The organism is Nocardia sp. NPDC049149 (genome assembly GCF_043197455.1).
In the GTDB taxonomy this organism is placed as follows: Bacteria; Actinomycetota; Actinomycetes; order Mycobacteriales; family Mycobacteriaceae; genus Nocardia.
This window is the reverse complement of sequence record NZ_JBICTD010000009.1, coordinates 383,431-404,532: the sequence shown is the minus strand read 5'-3', so window position 1 is coordinate 404,532 and position 21,102 is coordinate 383,431. Positions and strand designations below refer to the sequence as shown.

Below are 21,102 nucleotides of genomic sequence, written 5' to 3'. Positions count from 1 at the left end.
GCCACCGCGTCAGTATCGGCCACCTCGACCGCCATCACATCAGAGTCCATGTGCCACTCCTTGATTCGGAGTTACACCGTTGTTCTTACAGTCCCCCCGAGGCCGTGCCCCACGGGACGGGTTGGTCTGTGTCCGTGCCGCTTTGGGCTCGGCGAAGGCAAAGCTCCTTCGGGTCCACGGTCTCCTGACGAGTACGGCAGCCCAGGGTTTGCACCGGATTAGCGTGGTGGCGTCGCCTGCCGTACCCGGCTGACCTCCGCAGTCGCTCACGCGTTCGCTCGTTCCAGCCGGGTTACTTGGCTGTGGTCCCGTTTCGAGAGCTTCAAGATCGAAGACAAAGATTCAAGATCAAAGACTCTCAGCCGCACACTTTCTGTCTTCCCGCACACGATTTGGCATGCAAAATCGTGTGCGGGAAGACAGAAAGTGTGCGGCTGCTGCGGTTTTAAGATCGGAGGCCTCGAATCCGCACCCGTTCTGTGGATTTGCACTCGTTCTGGGGTGCTAGAAGGGGTGCGGATGCGCGGAAGGGGTGCGGATGCATGGCGAGGGCTCGTAGGCCGGGGCGGCTCGCTCGGGTTGCTGGGTTGCCGCTTGCCGTGGCCATCGATGAGGTGATCGGCGACTGCTGAGTTGTTGGGGGATACTTTGCGGTGTGCGTGTGGAGATTGTTGTTGAGTCGGTTGGTGGGATGCGGGTTGCTGAGCGGTTCGGTGCTGATCGGGTGGAGTTGTGTGGGGGGCTGGGGGATGGGGGGTTGACGCCTAGTGTCGGGTTGATCGAGGCGGCTGTGGGGGTGGGGGTGCGGACTGAGGTGCATGTGTTGATTAGGCCGCGGCCTGGGGATTTTCGGTATTCGCGGGATGAGATCGCGGTGATGGTGCGGGATATCGAGGCGGCTCGGCGGGCGGGGGCGCGGGGAGTAGTGGTGGGGGCGTTGGGGGCGGATGGGCTGGCAGATCCCGCTTGTGCGGAGTTCGTGGCTGCGGCGGAGGGGATGGAGACGACGTTTCATCGCGCTATCGATGTCAGTGCTTCTTCGGAAGAGCTACTGGCGCAGGCTATTTCGCTCGGGTTCACGCGGATTCTCACGTCGGGTCGGCAGCCGAATGTGCTCGACGGTGCGCCGGTGATCAAGGATTTGGTGCAGCGGGCGGCCGGTGCGATTCAGGTGATGGCGTGTGGTGGGGTGCGGGCCTCGAATGCACTGGAGGTCATCGCGGCGACCGGTGTTTCGGATCTGCACGCCGGTGTTCGCGCGCCGGTGCGCGGGGACAGTGGTGGTGGGGTGGTGACTTTCGCGGGTGTCGGTGTGCCGGCAGGGTTCGATCGGTTCGAGACCGATGCGGACGGGGTCGCTGAGCTGTGTTCGGTGGTCCGCGGCTAGTCCAGGCCCTTCCACGACCATCCGGGCAGCCTGTCGTCGTAGTCGATCCCGCCGAGCACGGTCGACACGCGGTTGGTGATGACAGTGTCGATCGGATAGATGTGGCACAGCAGTGCGGTGATGCGTAGCTGCAACTGGGTGGTCACGCCGATGCCGATGCTTGCGGCGAAGAAGGGGGAGTGCCCGGCCGCGGCCAGGACGTGGAACGCGTCGACTGTCGGCTCCCAGTCCAAGAGGAAGGGGCCTTCGTCGCGTTCGGCGTCGAGCACGAGATCGAGGTCGTCGGGATGGTGTTCGAGCAGGGTCGGCCAGTCGAGCGGATCGAGAATCTGGGCGACTTCGAGGCCGAATCCAGCTGGGGCCCTGAGCAATTGCGCGGTGGTGTCGCGTAGCCAGTCGGGCACCTCGGTCCCGTCGAGGAATGTTCCCCGCCAGCCGTGGTCGCCGCGCGCCCAGCCGATGCGGCAGGCCAGGTGTTGGCAGCGCGCGATGGCTTCATCGGACCACCGTCCCGCGTATCGTCCGTCGATGCGGCCGCCTTCGATGCGGATTCGATAGATGTCCGCGGCACAGGGCGGGCAGTCGCTGCGATGCCGCACCGCGCCGAATCCGTCGCTCACCATCGTCTCGCCACCCTCGGTGCGAACAGACCGTGCGGTCGGATCCAGCACCTCGATGGGGGATTCGGTGCAGCCCCGTGCCGTGAGCGTGATGCGGACCGCCTGGTCCCGAGGCTGGAAATGCCCCGGCTCCAGCCACGGCGTCGTCGAAAATGTCGATCTCACGGGTCATTCCTACTCTCGACACGTCATCGGGTGCGAGGGGGTCGCCGTGTCGAGCGGCGGTTCACGCATCGGTTTCCGCTGCCGCGCCGGATAGCCAGGGGGTGCCGCGTAAGGATTCCGTTAGGGTGGATGTCCAAGATGGTTAGGCGGTGCGGTATTTCGCGATGCCGCTCGCCCCTGTGGAAGGGAACGCGCGGTGCACGTGCTTCGCGACGACAGTGGTACGGGCTTCGAGCTCGTCACCATGGCGCTGGGCTGGGAACCGGTGCGCCGGGACCGCTGGTGGGGCGGGGCCGTCCGCGATATCGACATGAACGCGGCCGCAATGCTGTTCAGCGGGAACGGACTGGTGGACGTGGTCTACCACGAGAGCCTGACCTCCCAGGACGGCTCGATCCATCATCTCGGCGACAGCATCACCGGTGAGGGTCCGCGCAAGGCCGACGACGAGATCATCTCGGTGGATCTGACCAGACTGTCACCCGAGGTGACGACGGTGATCTTCCTTGTAACCACCTATACCGGCCACACTTTCGCCGAGATCGACAACGCCTTCTGCCGCTTGGTGGACAGCGTGTCCGGCACCGAGATCGCGCGCTACGAGCTGCACGGCGCCTCGCATACGGGGCTGGTGATGGGCGCACTGCGCCGCACCGGCGACGGGGCTTGGGAGTTCCACGAGATCGATGAGGGCATCGCCGCGCGGCATCCGGTCGATGCCGCGCCGCTGCTCGGCCGCTACCTGCGCTAGCGCACGGCACAACGGCCGTCCCGCGCCCGCGAGGGCGCAGGACGACCGCTGGAATCGGGTCAGAGGCGCTGCCACAGGGCCGGCGTGCTCGCCGGGGTCCAGGTGGGGTCGCTGGCGGTGTGGGATTGCAGGCAGCGGTAGCGCGCGCCGTCGTAGGTCACGACGTCGCCTGCCTGGTAGGTGCCGCCGGCCTGCCATTGGCCGGGGGTCGGCGTCGTGGTGGTCGGCTGCGGGGTTGTCGTGGTCGGCTGCGGCGTGGTTGTCGTCGGTTTCGGTGTGGTGGTGGGGGTTCCGCCGTTGATATCGAGGTCGATGCAGGCGTAGAAGGCGTTTCCGGTGTCGGCGATGTTCCAGATGGCGAGGAGTTTCTGCCTGCCGGTGAAATTGCCGAGGTCGATGTTGTGGGTGACGGTGGCGGGCGGCTGCTGGCCGCGGCCGTCGACGACGCCGACGCGGGTGGTGCCGATGTAGTACTCCCAGTTGGAGGTGGCATGCCGCGCCGTGTTGGTCCAGGTGAAAGCCGCTGCGCGGCTGACGGATTGCGGCTTCCATCCCTTGGTGTCGTCGTTCAGCTCGGCGAATCTGGACTCGCCGCCGTTGCAACTGCGCAGGCCCTTGGGGCCCTCCACGCTTTGCGGTTCGTATTTGATTGCGCCACAAGGGACGAGGTTCTTCGCGCATTGCGCCTGCCGGCTGAGCGGCGATGAGACGTAGCCGTGGGCGTTCGCGGTGGCTTGCGGCAGTACGGCGATAAGCAGCGGGGCGAAAGCTACCGCCCCGACGATGGACAGCGTTCGATTTTTCACAAGGTGCTCCTCTAGCTGAGAGAGGACGGTGGAAGCCGGCAAGTCGTCCCACGGACCTGGGCCGAAATATGTTCCGGTAACAGGTCATTTCTTCAATTGAGGATTCGACTGTAAAAGCGCGCCGAGTGTTCAATCAAGGGAGTAATGTACGGAATTCCTTGTGCGTGAACGAAACTCGAATATTTGCGGCGTTTATTTCGGCGCACGAAAAGGCGGGTCTCGGTGCGCGAGACCCACCTTCGATTTCGTGCGGCGTTAACTCAGCGTGACGTCATCGACGGAATATGTGCCCTGGCCGTACCAGCCGTTGACATAGACCGTGACGGAGGTGGTCTGCGGCCCCGTCGTGAGCTTTGTCGAAAGCTGCTTATACGCACCGCCGGTCGACGGCGTCCAGGTGGACGTGTCGTTGGCGGAACCGGTGACGCCGAGGTAGACGTAGGCGCCGTTCACCCACGCCGACAACGTGTACGCCCGGCCGGGTTCCACGGTGACCGTTTGGCTGCACTTGGCGTTGTCACTGCTGCTCGGCGCACCGGACAGCGCGTTCTTACCGCCGTGCACCGGACTGCCGACGAGCGAGCCGAGATTGCCGGTGCAGGTCCACGGTGCCAGCGACCCTGCCTCGAAATCACCGTTCACCACACCCTTTCCGCCGGGCGACGGTGTCGTCGTCGGAGGGGTTGTCGTCGTCGACGGTGGCGTGGTCGTTGTGGTCGGCGGCACGGTGGTCGTGGTGGTCGGTGTTGTCGTCGGCGTGGTCGAGCAGTTGCTCGGCGCCGAGCCGTTGACGGCATCGATGACGTGATTGAACAGGGTGTTCGCCCGATCCAGGTCCATCAGCGAGTACATCATCCCGCCGCCGAGTCCCTTGCAGTGCAGGTAATCCGCCTTGGCCTTGATGGATTGCGGTGAGTCACCGCCCCACCAGTTGGTGCCGTCGTAGAAGTAGGCCGCCTGCGCCGTGGTGTCGTAGAACGTCCTCGACGGGTTGTCGACTACGCCCGAGAGTTCCTTGTACATCCGGATGCCCGGCACATTGCCGGACAGCGGGGCGCCCTGTGCGGGACCGGACGCGGGCTGGAACACGCCGTTGCTGTTGCCGGCGGGGACACCGGTCCAGCCGCGGTAGTAGAACGGGAATCCGATGGTCAGCTTCTCCGGCGGGTACCCGCCAGCGATCCCGTACGAGCTGTCGCCCTTCACCCACGCGGAGACCGCCGCGTCGATGTTGTACTTGCCGTTGCCCGGCGGCACCGGCTGCATCGGGTCGTCCGGCCTGCTGTAGATGGGATCCTGGAAGTTGGTCGGTCCCTTCGCATCCCAGGCGCCGTGCATGTCGTAGGTCATCAGGTTGACCAGATCGAGGTACCGGCCGAGCTTGTCGGTCTCGTAGTGCCGGATCTTGTCCTGGCCTGCTCCCACGGCCGCCGTCACCGAATAGCGCTTTCCATCGGCGGTGCCCTGCGCGTCGAGCTGGCTGCGGAATTCGGCGGCCAGCAACGTGAAGTTGGCCTTGTCGTTCGGCGAGGCGTGATTACCGAGGTGCCCGCCACCGCCCGGGTATTCCCAGTCCAGATCGAATCCGTCGAAGATCCCCTTGCCGGTGCCTGGGCCGCCATAGCCGTTCTGCGAGGGCAGGTTTCCTTTGAGGAACATGTCGATGCAGGAGGAGACGAACTTCTTGCGTGCGGCATCGCTGGCGGAAACATCGGAGAAGTACTTCGAATAGGTCCAGCCGCCGATGGACAGCAGCACCTTGAGCTTCGGGTGCTTCGCCTTGAGTTGCTTGAGCTGCTTGAAGTTTCCGACGATCGGGTCGTTCCAGGCGTCCGCGGTGCCGTTGACGCTGTTCGACGCGTCGAACGTCTTGCCGTAGTCGGCGTACGAATCACCCGCGCCGTCTCCGGCATTCGGGTTGTTCTCGTCCTGGCTCGCCGCCTTGTTCGCTTCGAAACAGGTCAGGTCGGTCGGGTGAATGTTGGCGAAGCTGTAGTTGAGGTAGTCGAGTTTGGCTGCGGCGCCCGAGGTGTCGACCTGTTTGAGGAAGTAGGCGTTCTGGTAGACCGACCACTGGTCGTAGTAGGCAATTTTGACGCCGCCCGACGTCGGTGCCTTCAAGGATGCTTGCGCCGGTACGGCGTTGGTCGTGCCGACCAGCGCCATGGATATGCCGATCAGCAGGCTCGCGACGAGCGCGAAGAGTGCCGAATATTTCGCCTTCCACATGGGGGATCCTCCCTGTGGTGTAGTGGGATCGATTGCCTCACAACCCAGGTCGGGACATGAGGGGTCGTGCTCGCGGGCGATCCGGTGGCGAATAGAGCAGTGCCGACCTGACGGTCAGGCCGGCACTGCTCCCCGGCACGAGCGGTGGTGCGGTTACTTCCAGTCGACCTGGGGTGATCGGTAGAAGTTCATGCCAAGTGCGGTCCAGATCGGACCTTGTTTGGCGAGCCGGGCACGGTAGTTGTCCCAGTTATGGGTCGATGCCGGAGACCAACCGATCTCGGCCGCACCGGCCAACCGTGGGAATGCCAGGTATTCGATATCGGCACTGGTGCGCACCGTCTCGGTCCACAGCGGGGCCTCGACTCCGGCGATCTGGTTCTCCGACAAGCCCTGCAGATAGGTGGCCGGATCCCATGCGTAGGCGTCCTTCACCTCGACGTAGCCGGCCCAGTGCAGGCCGATCGGCGTCTGCGGGTTGTACTTCATGTCGAGGTACGCCTTGTTCGCCGGGGACATCAGAATCTTGTTGCCCCGCTTGGCCGCCGCGACCACGTCGGCGTTGCTGGTGGCCGGATCCCAGTACTGCGGCACTGCCGAGGTCGGCGGGTTCGTCACGGCGATGTTGTGCCAGCCCATGATCTTCTTGTCGTACCGGGACAGCATCGGCGAGACCTTGTCGTAGAAGGTCTTGTAGTCGGCGGGCGTGGTGGAGTGCGCCTCGTCGCCGCCGATGTTGAGGTACGGGCCGGGGGTGATCGCCGCCAGCTCGCGAATCACGTCCTCGACGAACTTGTAGGTGATCGGCTTCGGGATGCACAGCGAGCTGTAGCCCACCTCGATGTCGGTGCGCGGCGGCACCGGCTTGCCGTCACAGTTCAGCTCGCCGTAGGAGGCCTGCGCGGCGTTGGTGTGGCCGGGCATGTCGACCTCGGGCACCACCGTGATGTGGCGCGAGGCAGCGTAATTGACGATATCCTTGTACTGCTCCTGGGTGTAGTAGCCGCCAGGATCGCCGCCGACCGCGGTCTTGCCGCCGATCTCGGCCAGCTTCGGCCAGCTCTTGATCTCGATGCGCCAGCCCTGGTCGTCGGTCAGGTGCAGGTGCAGTGTGTTGATCTTGTACTGCGCGATCTGGTCGATGTAGCGCTTGACCTGATCGGGCTTGAAGAAGTGCCTGGCCACGTCGAGCATGGCGCCGCGCCAGCCGAAGCGCGGGTGGTCGAACACCGTGCCGCCCGAGACGACCCAATCCTGTTTCTGCACAGTCGTTTTGTTGATCGCCGACGGGAACAGCTGGCGCAGCGACTGCACGGCCGAGAACAGCCCCTTCGGCGTGTTCGCCCACAGGGTGACGCCGTCCTTCTTCACCGTCAGCTGGTAGCCCTCCTCGCCGAGGCGGCGATCGGCGTCGCCGAGCTGCAGGGTGATGCCCGGCCTGCCCTTGTCGTGGCGCTCCACCACCGGCAGTTTGTATCCCGTTGCCGGGCGCAGTAATTGGGCGAGGTAGTCGGCGACGCCGCGCGCCTGGTGTTCGGCGCGGATCACGCTGTTGGCGGTCAGCGTGAAGTTGGCCTTCGGGTCGGCCTTCGCTTGCACCGGCACCGGAACGATATCGGTGACACTGCGTTCGAGCGTAGGTGGATTGTCGGCCATGGCGGGTCCGGCCAGGCCGGGCGCCCCCAGGGTTACCAGCCCTAGAATAGTGCCGAATATGAACAGGGAAAAGAGATTCCGCAAGGCGCACCTCCGGTGCACAGATCAGGAAGAGACGCGCATCAGATTACAATTGTCCGTTCCGGAACGTCCAATTGTGTTCAAGTAACGGCTATTTCGATCACAAGTGATCGAAACAGGCCAGCTGGTCGTGTTCTACTGGTGACATTGCACTGAATTCCCCAGTTGAACAATGGATTTGAACTACGCTCATCCCTGCAGAAAGTGGACAGCAATTCATGTTCATGTGGGGAAAATTCCCAATCGACACCTGGAGCTTTTTCGATGACGATGCCGCCGCCCCCCGCGCGCGGGCCTGCCCACCACACTCAGCGCAGGGTGCCGGGCGACACCGACGGACCGCGGGTGCCGTTGTACACACCGGCTTTCGCGGCGGATCCGCACGGCGCTTATCGGGAGATGCGAGCAACACACCGATCGCTGGTTCCGGTCGAGCTGGCGCCGGATGTCCCTGCCACCTTGGTGATCGGGTACAGCACGGCGCTGCGCATCTTCAATGATCCCGACCATTTCCCGGCGGATCCGCGAGCCTGGCAGCGCAACGTCGCCGCCGACTGCCCGGTGCTGCCGATGATGCAGTGGCGGCCGAACGCGTTGCGCAGCGCCGGCGCCGAGCACACGCGGTATCGGCAGACCACAACGGCGGGGCTGGACAAGGTCGACCAGTACGGCTTGCACGACACCGTGGCGCGGACGGCGCTGCCGCTGATCAACGAGTTCTGCGCGGACGGCGCCGCGGACCTGGTGCGCCAGTACGCGTTTCCGCTCGCGTTCGCGGTGCTCAACGCCATGCTCGGCTGTCCGGCCGAGATCGCCGAGCACGCCGCGACCGGCATGGCCGCGATCTTCGAGGGTGTCGATGCCGAACGCGGCAACATCATGCTCGTCGGTGCGTTGCAGGAACTGATCCAGCTCAAGCGGAGTCGACCCGGTGACGACGTGACCACCCGGATGCTGCAACACCCGGCCGAGCTGAGCGACATCGAGATGGTGCATCAGCTGGCCACGCTGTACGGCGCAGGCATTGAGCCGCAACAGAATCTGATCGTCAACACGCTGCTGCTGATCCTGACCGACGAGCGGTTCGGCGGTAGCGTCCTCGGCGGCAGCCTGTCGACCCGCGACGCGCTCGACGAGGTGCTGTTCAACGACCCGCCGATGGCGAACTTCTGCATCAGCTTTCCGCGGCAGCCCGTGCTGATCGACGAGGCGTGGCTACCCGCCGACCAACCGGTCGTCATCAGCATGGCCGCCTGCAACACCGACCCCGATATCACTGCGGCACAGCAGTACGCGGGCAATCGCTCGCACCTCGCCTGGGGTGCGGGCCCGCATGTGTGCCCGGCCAGTTCGATGGCGTACCTGATCGCACAGGACGCCATCGACCAGCTTCTCGACGCGCTCCCGGAGATCCGGCTCGCGGTCGCGGCCGACGAACTCAGTTGGCGCCCAGGCCCATTCCACCGAGCGGTGACGGCACTGCCGGTCGTCTTCCCGGCATCGCCGCCCTTGCCGGTGCTGTAGCCGCGCGATGGCCAGCCCTTCGGCCGGCCATCGCGCGTCGATCAGGCGATATCGAAACGGTCGAGGTTCGTCACCTTGGTCCATGCGGCGACGAAGTCCTCGACGAACTTCTGCTTCGCGTCATCGGTCGCGTAGACCTCGGCGACCGCGCGCAGCTGCGAGTTCGACCCGAAGACCAGGTCGACCCGGCTGCCGGTCCAAGTGGCCGCACCCGTGCCGCGGTCGGTGCCGACGTAGGTGCCGTCGTCGGCAGGCGACGGCGCCCATTTCGTGCCCATGTCGAGCAGGTTCACGAAGAAGTCGTTGGTCAGCGACTCGGTCTTCGCGGTCAGCACGCCGAGCGCGGACCGCTGGTGGTTCGCGCCGAGCACCCGCAGGCCGCCGACGAGGACGGTCATCTCGGGCGCGCTGAGTGTCAGCAGGTTCGCCCGGTCGATCAGCAGGAACTCGGCGGGCAGGCGGTTGCCCTTGCCGAGGTAGTTGCGGAAACCGTCGGCCGTCGGCTCCATCGCGGCGAAGGACTCGACGTCGGTCTGCTCCTGCGTGGCGTCCGTGCGGCCGGGGGTGAACGGCACCTCGATGTCATACCCGGCGTTCTTGGCAGCCTGCTCGACCGCCGCGTTGCCTGCCAGCACCACCAGATCCGCGAACGACACCCTGGTGTTCCCGGACTGGGTGGCGTTGAAGGCCTCCTGGATCCGCTCGAGCGTGGGGATCACCAATGCGAGCTGATCCGGCTCGTTGACCTCCCAGCCGCGCTGCGGCTGCAGCCGGATGCGCCCACCGTTGGCGCCGCCGCGCTTGTCACTGCCGCGGAACGACGCGGCCGCCGCCCACGCGGTCGAAACAAGCTGTGCGACAGTCAGACCCGAGGACAGGATCTGACTCTTGAGCGTTGCGATATCGGCGGGGCCGACGAGATCGTGCGTCACCGCAGGGACCGGGTCCTGCCACAGCAGCGTCTCCTGCGGCACCAGCGGGCCGAGGTAGCGGACGATCGGGCCCATGTCGCGGTGGGTCAGCTTGAACCAGGCCTTGGCGAACTCGTCCGCGAGTTCCTCCGGGTGGTCGAGCCAGCGGCGGGTGATCTGCTCGTAGATCGGGTCGACGCGCAGCGCGAGGTCGGTGGTCAGCATGACCGGGGTGTGCGTCTTCGACGAATCGTGCGCATCGGGGACCGTGCCGGTGCCCGCACCGTCCTTGGGAATCCACTGCCACGCACCGGCGGGGCTCTTGGTCTTCTCCCACTCGTAGCCGTACAGGGTCTCGACGAAGGTGTTGTCCCAGGTGCGCGGGGTCGGCGTCCACGCGCCTTCGAGACCGCTGGTGATCGCGTCGGCGCCGACGCCGGTGCCGAACGTGCTGCGCCAGCCGAGACCCTGCTCCTCCAGCGGGGCGGCCTCGGGCTCGGGGCCGACGTGATCGGCGGGGCCGGCGCCGTGCGTCTTGCCGAAGGTGTGCCCGCCCGCGATCAGCGCCGCGGTCTCGATGTCGTTCATCGCCATGCGGCGGAACGTCTCGCGGATGTCGACGGCAGCGGCCAGCGGATCCGGATTGCCGTTGGGGCCTTCCGGATTCACGTAGATCAGGCCCATTTGCACTGCGGCCAAGGGGCTTTCGAGATCGCGCTGGCCGGTGTAGCGCTCGTCGCCGAGCCAGGTCTGCTCCGGACCCCAGTACACGTCCTCCTCCGGCTCCCACTGATCGACGCGGCCACCGCCGAAGCCGAAGGTGGTGAAGCCCATCGACTCCAGCGCGACGTTGCCCGCGAAGACGATCAGGTCGGCCCAGGAGATCTTCTTGCCGTACTTCTGCTTCACCGGCCACAGCAGGCGGCGGGCCTTGTCCAGGCTCGCGTTGTCCGGCCAGCTGTTGAGCGGCGCGAACCGCTGCATGCCAGCGCCTGCGCCACCGCGGCCGTCGTTGACGCGGTAGGTACCCGCGGCGTGCCATGCCATCCGGATGAAGAACGGTCCGTAGTGGCCGTAGTCGGCGGGCCACCACTCCTGCGAGCTGGTCAGCACCTCTTCGATATCCCGTTGCACCGCAGCGAGATCCAGGGTCTCGAACTCGGCGGCGTAGTCGAACTCGGCACCCATCGGGTTGGCGACGGCGGGGTTCTTCTGCAGGATCCGCAGATTGAGCTGGTTCGGCCACCAGTCACGGTTGCCGCCGCCCTCGGCCGGGTACTTGAGGCGGCCGGACGCGACAGGGCAACCACTGGCCGCGGGTTCGGTGTTCGCCTCTGCGATGGGCGGGTGTTCCTGGGGCACGGCAATTCCTTTCGGGGGGTGTGTGATCGGGCTGGATCACGGGTGTGATTGCGACACAACCTGTGTCGAGCAGGCGGGGCATTGGCCCCAATAGATGACTTCTGCCTCGTCGAGGACGAATCCGCTGTCGTCCGACGCGGTCAGGCATGGTGCTGCGCCGACGGCGCAGTCGACGTCGGTGATGACGCCGCACGACCGGCAGACGAGGTGATGGTGGTTGTCGCCGACCCGCGTCTCGTAGCGCGCCACGGTGCCCATCGGCTGGATGCGCCGGAGCAGGTTCGCGGCGGTCAGCGCGCGCAGCACGTCGTACACGGCCTGGTGGGACACCGCGCCGAGGGTCTCGCGCACGAGGCCGAGGATCGAGTCCGTATCGGAGTGCGGGTGGTGGTGTACTGCGGAAAGCACTGCTACCCGTGGCGCGGTGACGCGCAGCGCCGCCCTGCGCAGCATGCGCTCGAAGTCCACAGATTTTGACACGTTCAGGATTATTACTGATTCAAGTCTTGATGCGCGGCGATTTGGGAAATCTCGTCGCTACCTGCAGCGCAACGGGCTGGGACCACCCGTTGTGGGTGCTCCCAGCCCGTTGCTTGCTCGGTGAGGTCAGGCCGTGCAGTTCTTCTGCGCGTCGGTGCGAACCTTGCGGCCGGTGAACTCCTCGAGGATCGAGATGTTCTCCGGTGCGTAGTTCGTCGCGGTGATCTTGTCGGCGTTCGGGCTGCCCAGCTTGCCCGCATAGGGCGCGGACTTCTCCAGCCAGTAAGCCGTGCGCAGGAATTGGGTCAGCACCAGGTCGCGCACCTTGGGCTCGTTCTTGATCTTTGCCCAGTAGTCGGCGTGCTTGGTCTTGGCCACGCGCAGATACAGCAGCAGGTATCGCAGATTGGTCGCGGCGATGTCCCTGGAGTTGCTCGCCCCGATGCCCTTGATGTATTCCTGCACGACCGAGGCCGCGGGCAGGCCCATCAGGCCCGCGTTCAATTCGGCGAACACACCCTGCAGGTGGTAATCGCCCTGCTGGCGGTCCCGCAGGTAGATCCCGTCCATGTCGTCACTGAACTTGTCTTTGATCAACGGCAGGATTTCCTTGCGCGGAAAGCCGCCGTGCAACGGCACTTTGAGCATCTGCTGGGTGGAGTTGATCCACGACGAGGTGTACACGTCCCACTCGGTCCGCGCGGCGTCGAGATCCCACATGTGTGTTTCCTCGTGGATCGCCACCATCATCGATTCGGCGAACGCCTCGAAATTCTTCTTCTCCACGAACTGGTCCCAGTACTTGTCCTTGGCCTGGGCAATGGCCAATTTCTCGCCGCTCGGCCAGCGTCGCTTGTACATGGCCTGCAGGGTCTGCATCCAGTTCGAGGAATTGAAGCGGGCTTTGAGGTCGCTCAGGTCGGCTGTTTGATTGTAGGTCTCGGTGTAGCAGTACGGTTCCGCGGGCGCCGCGCGTCCGATGTCGGTTGCCGCGGGGGCTGCCGCGGCGGCCGGTTCGAGTCCGACTGAAAGGATTAGACAGGCAGCGAGCGCCGGCAGGCACATACTGACACGATATTTTCTCAATCCATTGTCGGAAGATAACTTTCGAAGATGCAAGCGTCGCATCGGATCCTCCTCGAGACGGGCGCCGGGGCCCATTCCCGGCCAAATACCCGCTGCGCTCGGAGGTTAGCATCGGCGCAGAGTAACCCCTGCTTCCCAGTTGCATTCCGAGACAACGAAAGACAAGTCATCGACATTTAATCCTGTTGTCCAGCAATGCTATTAGCGGGATTCATTTCAACAGTAGCCAGTTGAACGGAATTCATCGCGCCCGATCCTTTACTCGAAGTTCCCCTGCGCGGACCTCGAGAAACAGTGTGGATCTCGGCCCGTACCCGTTGTCACACTTGACATATGAATTGTGCACTCGACTTACGCGGCAATAGGTCGATCAGGGGTGGAAGGGCTTACGGTAGGTGATCAGGTGACAGGGGGTGATCAGGCGTGGGGTGAGTTCGGGGTAGGAGTCGGCGAGCTCGCCGGTGTGTACTGCGGTGTAGCCGATGCGTTGATACCACTCGGTCAGGAATTCCTTGGACGGGTGTTTCCACTCGCGGGGGACAAGCAACTCGAGTTGCATTGTGCTGGACCCGGCTTCGCGGCCGCGTTGTTCGGCGAACCGCACCAGTTCGCGGCCGATACCGAGGCCGCGGCGTTTGGGTGCGGCGGCGAGCATGCCGAATTCGCTTATCTCCGTGTCGAGTTGGCGAACGCGGAGGCAGCCGACCAGCTCGTCGTCCTGATAGGCGACGGCGATCTCGCCTGCACGAACGAGTGCGGCGATGTCGTCGGTGGTGGTGCGGCTGTGGCCTTTGGCCCACAGCCCTTCCTCCGCCACTTCGTAGACCTCGTTGATCAGCGCGACGACCGCGCACACGAGGTCGAAGTCGGCGGCCTGATCCGGGGACAGCGGGGTGATCCGTAGCGGGGGTGCACTGCTCATGTTCCCTGTTTACCCGCGCGGGAGCCGTGTTGCAGCAGTGCCACCGAAGTGCTTGGCGGTGTCGGCGGCCAAGCTGCTCAGCATCAATCGCGTGGGGAAGGCCGAGACTTTGTGGACCAGGCCGAGCCCCGGTTTGGGTTCGTAGGCGAAGCGCCAGGTGAATCGGCAGCCGTTCGGGGTGTCGGCGAGGTGATAGTCCTCGGCGAACGCGCGGAACAGCGGCAGGTTGGCCTGGCGCACGAAGAAGCTGTGGTGGCGGGCGGTGTCGTCCCAGTCGAAGAAGTATTCACGCAGGCGAAGGACGCCGCCGGCGAGCTCGATATCGCGGGTCGTCCCGATCCCGTCGAGGGGCGAGGTGTATCGACCGGTGGTGATGAGCTTGCACCAGGTCATCGGTGACTCGGAGGTGAATCCGGCCCATACCTGGCCGCTGTCGACCGGCAGCTCCATCGAATACTTCTCGCGATACGTCGCGGTATCGAAGAAGGTCTTGTCGACGGGCTCTAGCTCGAACCAACGAGTCATCCTGCCGATTCTGCCGGATCACCTCACCCGCGGGTCGTAGCCGGGGCCGGAATTCGCCACAGCGCGGTGGGTGCGACGCCGTCAGCGCTGGATTCGAAGGTGATCCATTTCCCGTCGGGTGACCAGCTCGGCGCGCCGTCGTATTGATCCGAGGTCGTCACCCGCACCGGTTGACCGGTCCCATCTGTACGCTTCGCAAAGATCTGCGCGTGCGGGGCGCCGGCATGATCGGAGGAATACACCACCCAGCTCCCGTCCGGCGAGAAGCTCGCGTCGGTGTCTTCATCCGAGCCACTGGTGAGCGCGGTCGACCCGGTCCCGTCCGGAGCAATGGTGCGCAGGTCCCAATCCTCGGAATTCCCGCTGCGCGACTGGAACACGATCCGGTCACCGCGTGGCGACCAATTCGGTTGCCGATTATCGGTATTGCTGCGCGGCCCATCGATCACCATGATCGCCTTGCCGCCCGCCGTCGGCACCTTCAAAATGCTCCCGCGCGCACCGGTCCCGCTCTGATTGTCGTTCTCCTGGAACACAATCCAGTTACCGTCCGGTGAGAAGCTCGGCTCGGTGTACCCCCGCGTCCCGTCGTGCTTCGTCACCCGCCGCGGTGGGGGATTCCCTGGCTGCAGCACCCAGATTTCATCCCGGTTGGTGCTGTCGAACGAAAAGGTGATGAGCCCGCGCGGCCCATTCCACGCCGACCCCGGCAGATTGACCGCCGCCTGATCCCCGTCCTGCACCAGGACCTCCGGGGTGCCACCGAAATTCCGCAACCGATTCAGACTTGCGCCGCCGAGGTTGTATCCGTCGAAGAACTCGGTGAACACCAGCGACGCCCCATCCGGGGAAAACGCGGCATTCTGTGCACTCCGGGGATACGCAGGCCGATAAACCAACTCGGCCCCATCGGCCCGAGTCGGCGCAGGCGCGGCAGCCGCCGACCCGGTGACCAGAACGAGCGCGACACCGAACGCAACCGATACTTTCTTGATCACCACTTCACGGTAGCCAGCGTCGGGCAGACCCCGGCGTGCTCGGTCCGCTGTGCGGACCGAGCACAGCTCGTTACGGCACGAGGACCGCTTTGATGGTGCTGCCGGATTTGACGTCGGCCACCGCGGTGTTGATCTGGTGCAGGGGATAGCGGCGGATCAGGCAGTCGAGCGGGAAGCGGCCTTGCCGGTAGAGGTTCAGCAGTCGGGGGATGAGGACTGCCGGTGCTTGGTGGCCCATGACGGAGCCGGTGATGGTGCGGCCTTTCAGTAGTTCGAAGACGTTGGCCTGCAGGGCCGCGTCGGGGGCGGTGACGCCGAGGATCGCGGCGGAGCCAAGGGGTGCAAGCACTTTCGCGGCGGTATTCATGACAGCGAGGACACCGGTGGATTCGATGCTGTAGTCGACACCGCGGCCGTTGGTGAGGTCGTCGATCGCGGCGGCGCTGTCGGCGCTGTCGGCGCTGGTGGCGTCGATGGTGTCGGTGGCGCCCAGTTCTGTTGCCAAGGTCAGTCTTTCGGGGATGCGGTCGATCACGATGACGCGAGTAGCTCCCACCGCGATGGCGGCCAGCATGGCGCTGAGGCCGACTGCGCCCGCGCCGAAGATCGCCACCGTGCTGCCCGCCTGCACGCGCAGTGAGTTCAGAACGGCGCCAGCCCCGGTGATCACGCCGCAGCCCATCGGCGCGAGCACCTCGAGCGGGATGTCGGCGTCGACCTTGACCAGTCCCCGAGGGTGTGCCAAACCGTAAGTGGCGTGCGAGGATTGGCCGAAGAAGTGGTCGTGCACCGGTGCGCCCGCGGCATCGCGCAGGCCGACCGAGCCGTCCGCGCGGCGCGCGTGGAAGTTCAGCGGGATATGGTCGACGCAGTACGCGGGCTGCCCGGCCAGACAGTGCGCACAGCGACCACACGAATCCAGGCTCAGCAGCACCCTATCGCCGGGTTCGAAGCCGGTGACCGCCGACCCGACCGCGGCGACGACGCCTGCGCCTTCGTGCCCGAGGACCACCGGTCGCGGCGTGGGGACGGTGCCGCGCGCGGCCTCGAGATCGGTGTGGCACAGGCCAGCCGCGACATACCGGATCAGCACTTCGTCGGGCCGTGGATCTTCCAATTCCAGCTGCTCGACGCTGAATTCGTCGGCGCTGTCCCGCGCGACGGACGCGGTGATGGTCGTCATGCGGGCACCTTCCGGCCGAGGATGAGGTCGGCGGCCTTCTCCGCGATCATGATGGTGGGACCGTTGGTGTTGGCGCTCGGCAGCGTCGGCATCACCGATGCGTCGACGACGCGCAGGCCGAGCAGCCCGTGCACGCGCAGTTCGGGATCGACAACGGCATTCGCGTCGAGGCCCATCTTGGCGGTGCCGACCTGGTGGTGTCCGCTGACCACGGTCGCCCTGGCGTGATCGCGAAGTTGCTCGCGAGTGCGCACCGCCGCACCGGGAATCGCTTCGCCGTCAGTCCATTCCCGCAGTGCGTCCTGGGTGGCGATGTCGCGCAACATCTCCAGGTTGTCGACGAGCGTCTCCAGATCGCGGGGATCGGCGAACACGCGGGGATCGAGGATCGGAGCGACGGTGGGATCGGCAGAGCGCAAACGCAATTCGCCGCGACTGTACGGGTGCAGAATCTGCGCGACGGCGGAGAAGCCCTGGCGGGGCAACTCGACATTCGGCAGCGGGTAGACCCAGGACAGGAAGATCGGCTGCACGTCCGGCGCGATCAGTCCGTCGACCGTGGTGCTGAAGAAGTGTGCCTCCAATCCCTGTGCGGCCCACGCGGGCGATTCCTGCTTGGAGTGCCAGATCAGCGGGCTCGACCAGTGGTCTTGCAGGTTCTGTCCGACGCCTGGCAGATCGACACGAACCCGCAGCCCCAGCGAGCGCAACTGCGCGGCCGGGCCGACGCCGGACAGCATCAGCAGCTGCGGCGAGCCGAAAACACCTGCGGACAGGATGATTTCGGATTCGGCGTAGGCGGTGTTGAGCTGCCCGTCGCGCAGGTATTCGACGCCGATGGCGCGGTCCTCGTCGAACAGCACCCGCGTCGCTTGCGCGCCCGTGATCACGGTGAGGCCGGGATCGTCCTGGATCGGCCTGCCGTAACCGACCCAGGTGCTCTGGCGCTTGCCGTCCCTGATGGTGTGCTGGGTGTAGCTGACGCCGGTGCTGTCACCGCTGTTGTAGTCGTCGTTGAACGGCAGCCCGTACTCCTGCGCGGCCCGCACCCACGCCTGGACCAGCGGATCCGGGCCAGGGTTGCGCTGCACGTAGAGCGGGCCGTCGGTGCCGCGGCCCGTGCTCGTGTCGCCGAAATGCTCCAGCTTGCGGAAGTAGGGTTCCACCCCCTGCCAGCTCCAGCCCGCCGCGCCCTGGAATGCCCAGGCGTCGTAGTCGGCGGGCACGCCGCGGACATAGATCATGCCGTTGAAGGCACTGCTGCCGCCGAGCGTCTTGCCCCGCGGCCACGGCAGGCGGCGCCCGTCCGCGTAGGTCTGCGGTTCGGTGGTGAACGCCCAGTCGACGTCGCTGCCCCACAGTTCGATGGAGCGCGTCGGATCATGGATGGCCGGATTGGTGTCTGCCGGACCGGCTTCCAGCAGCAGCACCCGATGGCCGGCATCGACGAGCCTGCGGGCGACTACCACGCCCGCCGACCCGGCGCCGACCACGATGTAGTCGTGATTCACGGCTGTCCTATCGCGTGGTCGCGGCGGCTGCGGTTTCGATCACGTCGACGACGGCCTGCGGCTGCGACAGTGCGATCGCGTGGCTGCCTGCGTGTTCGACGATGGTGGCCTTGGCCCGGGTGGCCATCTCCCGCTGTCCGGCCGGCGGAATCATCCGATCGTCGGTGGCGACCAGTGCCCAGCTCGGCAGCGTCTTCCATGCGGGCTCAGCAGTCGGCTCGGCGAAGACGCCTGCAGCGACTGGCCGCTGGCTCGCGGCCAGTACCTTGGCCTCCTTGGCCGGGAGGTCCTGGGCGAAGAACTCGGGGAACTTGTCGGGGGCCACAGTCAGTTCGGGGGCCGTGCCCTTGCCGTCGGGCAGCGGGTACATGTGCGGCACCGAGATTTTGCTTGCCGGGCCACCGAAGCGGCCGTCGAGCAAGCCGAGCGGTTCGCCCTGATCGGGTGCGAACGCGGCGATGTAGACCAGCCCGGCCGCGTTCGGCGAACCCGTTGCGGCATTGGTGATTACGGCGCCGCCGTAGGAGTGGCCGACCAGCAGCGTCTTGCCCGGCATCGCGTCGAGGATGCTGCGAATGTAGGCCGCGTCGTAGGCGAGGCCGCGCAACGGCACGGCGGCGGCGGTGACCTGGTAGCCGTCCTGTTGCAGTTTTTCGGCGACCCTGACCCAGCTGGAGCCGTCAGCGAACGCACCGTGCACCAGCAGCACGGACGGCTTGTTCGCCGGCTGCTCCGCACGAACGTCGTTGTCGGCCTTGGCCGAACATGCGGTCGTCGCGGTCATGCCCAATGCCAGCGCAGTCAACAGCACGCCGCGCAGCACCCGCGATGATCCCTTGTTGCTCATCAGTTCCTTGTCTCGAATCCGTGCGCGGGCCCTGCCGCCCGCACAGTGGTTCTCAGCTTGGTCACGATGCTCAACGACGACTGAACGTCCGCCGAACGCGCTGCTCAGAATCGGCCAGCGGCCCGTTCGAGGTAGCCGAGGCGCGGAAATTCGTACGCAGGCACTTACCGATTTCTTCGGCGCCGTTGCGCATAATGCACTACGAACGAGGTAAGCCTGGCTTAAGACGATCTACGGGTGGTCGAACTCGGCGCCCGGAATCCCGTACTGACCTGCGGTTCAACTGTTTCCACCCGGTATGAAATGGCGGGCCGAACCGATCACTGGCGCTCCGCCGGTTTCGCTCGAAACATGTTGGGGCGCAAGGTGTGCGATCGCCGCCGCCACGGTAGTCCGGCGACCTGCCGACCACGGCGGAAACGGCGCCAGAAGTGTCGGATAGCCCACAGTTCAATGCTCGAGCGAGGCGGACGTGGCATAGTGTGTATCGAGACTGGGCTTGTCGAAGTGATTTGCTCGGCTCACCTACAGAAAAGAAGTTGCAAAAAACATGGCTCAAGGCAGTGTGAAGTGGTTCAACGGCGAAAAGGGCTTCGGCTTTATCGCTCAAGACGGAGGCGGCCCTGACGTCTTCGTGCATTACTCGGCGATCGGCGGCTCGGGGTTCAAGACCCTCGACGAGGGCCAGCGTGTGGAGTTCGAGATCGGCCAGGGCCAGAAGGGTCCGCAGGCCCAGGACGTCCGCGCTATCTGATCCAGCGTGACTTGTAGCGGCCCCGCACCGTAAGGTGCGGGGCCGCTTGCGTTATTCCGGTGCGGCAGCGGCGGTTTCGTGCACCGAGCGCCACTGGTAACCGTGGTCGGCGACATCGAGAATCGCGGTGACCAGGCGGCGGCTGTACAGATCGCCCTGCCGGTTCACGGCGGTGAAGCGGGCGACGACGATGCTGGCGCCGGTGGCGATCTCCTGCACGTCGGTGATGTCGATGGTCAGATCGGGCTGGGTGTTGCGGGCCGCCCACACGCCGGCAAGCAGCGCGTCCCGGTCGAAGACCTGACCGGTCGTGGTCACCGCGGAGAACTCCTCGTGCAGTGCGTTGGCGAACCGGTCGAAGACCTTGGGTGCGGCGTTGGTGCCCATCCACTCGGCGAGGTCCGAATGCAGGGCGTCGATCACGTCGGGCAGCAGGGGGTGTGCGGGCATTGCGGCTATCTCGATCTCGATCGGTGCTCGCGAACGGGTGGGGCGTCGGCCGGCTACCGCGCGCGGAACACGACGATGCCGGGGATCGTCCGCAGATAGTCGGCGAAGGGGGAGTCGACGACCTTGTTGTTCTCGACGAGTGAGGACGCGTTGCGGAAGACGGGCCCGTTCGGTGTCATGACGAAGATGCCGACGTGCGTGACGTCCAGGCCTGCCTCGTTGGTGTAGGCGCCGATGTAGTCGCCGGTGCGCAGCTGCCCGACGACGTTCTGATCGACAGTGCCGCTGGGCAGGTAGCTGATCGCGCGGTCGACCACGGGCACCCCCGGCAGGTAGGTGCCGCCGCCGGCCTTGGCGTTGAGGTGCTTGGCGACGGTCACCGCGGCCGGACTCAGCGCGGCGGTGATGTCGTCGGCGGCAACCTTGGGGGTGTGCGCCCAATCGCTGAAGAAGTGCTTGCGCTGCCGGAATTCGACGCGCCCTTCGGCGTACCGGGTGTCGATCAGGTTCGCCACGAACTGGTCCCGATCGGTCGACCGGCTGAGCGCCTCGACGTAGTCGAGGTAGGTGAAGCAGTCCACCCGCCGGAAGTCGATGACCAGCTGTTCCGGCTGGGTCGCCGACCCGACGAGCATGTTCGCCTGATACGGCGTTCCGAGGAACCGCGCCGACAACATCTCGATCAGCTCGCCCTTGCTCCGCCCGCTCGACGCCGCCCGCAGCGCCACCGACTCGTCGATCTGCCGCGCGGTGACCGCATCGATGGTCGCCGCGGCGGGCGCACTGTGCGCCACGGGCAGCGTCACACCACCGAGGATGGCCAACACGACGAGCAATACACGAGCAATGATGCG

At 65.5% G+C, this 21,102-nt stretch carries 19 protein-coding genes; 4 read left to right on the top strand and 15 right to left on the bottom strand.

Going from position 1 to position 21,102, the window contains the following annotated elements; all coding sequences use genetic code 11:
• The first annotated feature begins 655 nt into the window (after positions 1-655).
• Positions 656-1,387, top strand: coding sequence for a copper homeostasis protein CutC (locus tag ACGFNJ_RS33365; RefSeq protein WP_393457436.1), 732 nt, complete (start codon positions 656-658; stop codon positions 1,385-1,387).
• Here ACGFNJ_RS33365 and ACGFNJ_RS33360 read toward each other — a convergent pair.
• Complete coding sequence (locus ACGFNJ_RS33360; protein WP_393457433.1) at positions 1,384-2,172, bottom strand: hypothetical protein; 789 nt, start codon at positions 2,170-2,172, stop codon at positions 1,384-1,386. The two genes, ACGFNJ_RS33365 and ACGFNJ_RS33360, sit on opposite strands and share 4 nt — an antisense overlap.
• A gap of 196 nt (positions 2,173-2,368) precedes the next feature.
• Between ACGFNJ_RS33360 and ACGFNJ_RS33355 the strand changes: the two genes are divergently transcribed.
• Positions 2,369-2,923 carry a TerD family protein gene (locus ACGFNJ_RS33355; protein ID WP_393457430.1) on the top strand — a complete coding sequence of 185 codons (555 nt, stop codon included), beginning with the start codon at positions 2,369-2,371 and terminating at the stop codon, positions 2,921-2,923.
• A 59-nt stretch (positions 2,924-2,982) separates the two neighbouring features.
• On the opposite strand, the gene ACGFNJ_RS33350 is transcribed toward ACGFNJ_RS33355, so the two are convergent.
• From ACGFNJ_RS33350 to ACGFNJ_RS33340, 3 genes are all read right to left on the bottom strand, one after another.
• Positions 2,983-3,729, bottom strand: coding sequence for a lytic polysaccharide monooxygenase (locus ACGFNJ_RS33350; RefSeq protein WP_393457427.1), 747 nt, complete (start codon positions 3,727-3,729; stop codon positions 2,983-2,985).
• A gap of 255 nt (positions 3,730-3,984) precedes the next feature.
• The gene (locus tag ACGFNJ_RS33345; RefSeq protein WP_393457424.1) at positions 3,985-5,958 is read right to left on the bottom strand and encodes a glycosyl hydrolase family 18 protein; all 1,974 of its coding nucleotides are present in this window, start codon (positions 5,956-5,958) and stop codon (positions 3,985-3,987) included.
• 153 nt (positions 5,959-6,111) lie between these two features.
• On the bottom strand, positions 6,112-7,614 hold the full coding sequence (locus tag ACGFNJ_RS33340; protein ID WP_393457421.1) for a beta-N-acetylhexosaminidase: 1,503 nt from the start codon (positions 7,612-7,614) through the stop codon (positions 6,112-6,114).
• Between the two features lie 345 nt (positions 7,615-7,959).
• Between ACGFNJ_RS33340 and ACGFNJ_RS33335 the strand changes: the two genes are divergently transcribed.
• Complete coding sequence (locus tag ACGFNJ_RS33335) at positions 7,960-9,219, top strand: cytochrome P450 (RefSeq protein ID WP_393457418.1); 1,260 nt, start codon at positions 7,960-7,962, stop codon at positions 9,217-9,219.
• Positions 9,220-9,260: 41 nt separating this feature from the next.
• On the opposite strand, the gene katG is transcribed toward ACGFNJ_RS33335, so the two are convergent.
• From katG to ACGFNJ_RS33290, 9 genes are all read right to left on the bottom strand, one after another.
• Positions 9,261-11,492 carry a catalase/peroxidase HPI gene (gene katG, locus ACGFNJ_RS33330; protein ID WP_393457415.1) on the bottom strand — a complete coding sequence of 744 codons (2,232 nt, stop codon included), beginning with the start codon at positions 11,490-11,492 and terminating at the stop codon, positions 9,261-9,263.
• Between the two features lie 36 nt (positions 11,493-11,528).
• Positions 11,529-11,945: a Fur family transcriptional regulator gene (locus ACGFNJ_RS33325; RefSeq protein WP_393457475.1), complete on the bottom strand. Its 417-nt coding sequence runs from the start codon at positions 11,943-11,945 to the stop codon at positions 11,529-11,531.
• A 153-nt stretch (positions 11,946-12,098) separates the two neighbouring features.
• Positions 12,099-13,037: a hypothetical protein gene (locus ACGFNJ_RS33320; protein WP_393457412.1), complete on the bottom strand. Its 939-nt coding sequence runs from the start codon at positions 13,035-13,037 to the stop codon at positions 12,099-12,101.
• A gap of 391 nt (positions 13,038-13,428) precedes the next feature.
• A complete protein-coding gene (locus ACGFNJ_RS33315) occupies positions 13,429-13,980 on the bottom strand; it encodes a GNAT family N-acetyltransferase (RefSeq protein ID WP_393457409.1) in 552 nt (183 codons plus the stop codon).
• 9 nt (positions 13,981-13,989) lie between these two features.
• On the bottom strand, positions 13,990-14,505 hold the full coding sequence (locus ACGFNJ_RS33310) for an SRPBCC family protein (RefSeq protein ID WP_393457406.1): 516 nt from the start codon (positions 14,503-14,505) through the stop codon (positions 13,990-13,992).
• Between the two features lie 23 nt (positions 14,506-14,528).
• Positions 14,529-15,503, bottom strand: coding sequence for a TolB family protein (locus ACGFNJ_RS33305; protein WP_393457403.1), 975 nt, complete (start codon positions 15,501-15,503; stop codon positions 14,529-14,531).
• A 70-nt stretch (positions 15,504-15,573) separates the two neighbouring features.
• Positions 15,574-16,686, bottom strand: a complete 1,113-nt coding sequence (locus ACGFNJ_RS33300) for an NAD(P)-dependent alcohol dehydrogenase (protein ID WP_393457400.1) — start codon at positions 16,684-16,686, stop codon at positions 15,574-15,576.
• Positions 16,683-18,197: a GMC family oxidoreductase gene (locus ACGFNJ_RS33295; RefSeq protein WP_393457397.1), complete on the bottom strand. Its 1,515-nt coding sequence runs from the start codon at positions 18,195-18,197 to the stop codon at positions 16,683-16,685. The genes ACGFNJ_RS33300 and ACGFNJ_RS33295 overlap by 4 nt, the downstream gene beginning before the upstream one ends.
• A 7-nt stretch (positions 18,198-18,204) precedes the next feature.
• Positions 18,205-19,044 (bottom strand): alpha/beta fold hydrolase, encoded by an 840-nt coding sequence (locus ACGFNJ_RS33290; protein ID WP_393457394.1) that lies wholly within the window; start codon positions 19,042-19,044, stop codon positions 18,205-18,207.
• A gap of 550 nt (positions 19,045-19,594) precedes the next feature.
• Between ACGFNJ_RS33290 and ACGFNJ_RS33285 the strand changes: the two genes are divergently transcribed.
• Positions 19,595-19,798 carry a cold-shock protein gene (locus ACGFNJ_RS33285; RefSeq protein ID WP_011209970.1) on the top strand — a complete coding sequence of 68 codons (204 nt, stop codon included), beginning with the start codon at positions 19,595-19,597 and terminating at the stop codon, positions 19,796-19,798.
• A gap of 51 nt (positions 19,799-19,849) precedes the next feature.
• Here the strand turns inward: ACGFNJ_RS33285 and ACGFNJ_RS33280 are convergent, their stop codons facing one another.
• Both ACGFNJ_RS33280 and ACGFNJ_RS33275 read right to left on the bottom strand, forming a co-directional pair.
• Positions 19,850-20,248: a DUF4440 domain-containing protein gene (locus ACGFNJ_RS33280; RefSeq protein WP_393457390.1), complete on the bottom strand. Its 399-nt coding sequence runs from the start codon at positions 20,246-20,248 to the stop codon at positions 19,850-19,852.
• A gap of 53 nt (positions 20,249-20,301) precedes the next feature.
• Positions 20,302-21,054: a DUF1460 domain-containing protein gene (locus tag ACGFNJ_RS33275; protein ID WP_393457387.1), complete on the bottom strand. Its 753-nt coding sequence runs from the start codon at positions 21,052-21,054 to the stop codon at positions 20,302-20,304.
• Between the last annotated feature and the right edge of the window lie 48 nt (positions 21,055-21,102).

What these genes read in the sequence shown, in the direction of transcription:
- ACGFNJ_RS33290 (WP_393457394.1), bottom strand. Translation starts at nt 19,044, where the DNA reads ATGAGCAACAAGGGATCATCGCGGGTGCTGCGCGGCGTGCTGTTGACT.
- ACGFNJ_RS33340 (WP_393457421.1), bottom strand. Translation starts at nt 7,614, where the DNA reads ATGGCCGACAATCCACCTACGCTCGAACGCAGTGTCACCGATATCGTT.
- ACGFNJ_RS33300 (WP_393457400.1), bottom strand. Translation starts at nt 16,686, where the DNA reads ATGACGACCATCACCGCGTCCGTCGCGCGGGACAGCGCCGACGAATTC.
- ACGFNJ_RS33325 (WP_393457475.1), bottom strand. Translation starts at nt 11,945, where the DNA reads ATGCTGCGCAGGGCGGCGCTGCGCGTCACCGCGCCACGGGTAGCAGTG.
- ACGFNJ_RS33335 (WP_393457418.1), top strand. Translation starts at nt 7,960, where the DNA reads ATGACGATGCCGCCGCCCCCCGCGCGCGGGCCTGCCCACCACACTCAG.
- ACGFNJ_RS33320 (WP_393457412.1), bottom strand. Translation starts at nt 13,037, where the DNA reads ATGTGCCTGCCGGCGCTCGCTGCCTGTCTAATCCTTTCAGTCGGACTC.
- ACGFNJ_RS33315 (WP_393457409.1), bottom strand. Translation starts at nt 13,980, where the DNA reads ATGAGCAGTGCACCCCCGCTACGGATCACCCCGCTGTCCCCGGATCAG.
- ACGFNJ_RS33310 (WP_393457406.1), bottom strand. Translation starts at nt 14,505, where the DNA reads ATGACTCGTTGGTTCGAGCTAGAGCCCGTCGACAAGACCTTCTTCGAT.
- ACGFNJ_RS33285 (WP_011209970.1), top strand. Translation starts at nt 19,595, where the DNA reads ATGGCTCAAGGCAGTGTGAAGTGGTTCAACGGCGAAAAGGGCTTCGGC.
- ACGFNJ_RS33345 (WP_393457424.1), bottom strand. Translation starts at nt 5,958, where the DNA reads ATGTGGAAGGCGAAATATTCGGCACTCTTCGCGCTCGTCGCGAGCCTG.
- ACGFNJ_RS33280 (WP_393457390.1), bottom strand. Translation starts at nt 20,248, where the DNA reads ATGCCCGCACACCCCCTGCTGCCCGACGTGATCGACGCCCTGCATTCG.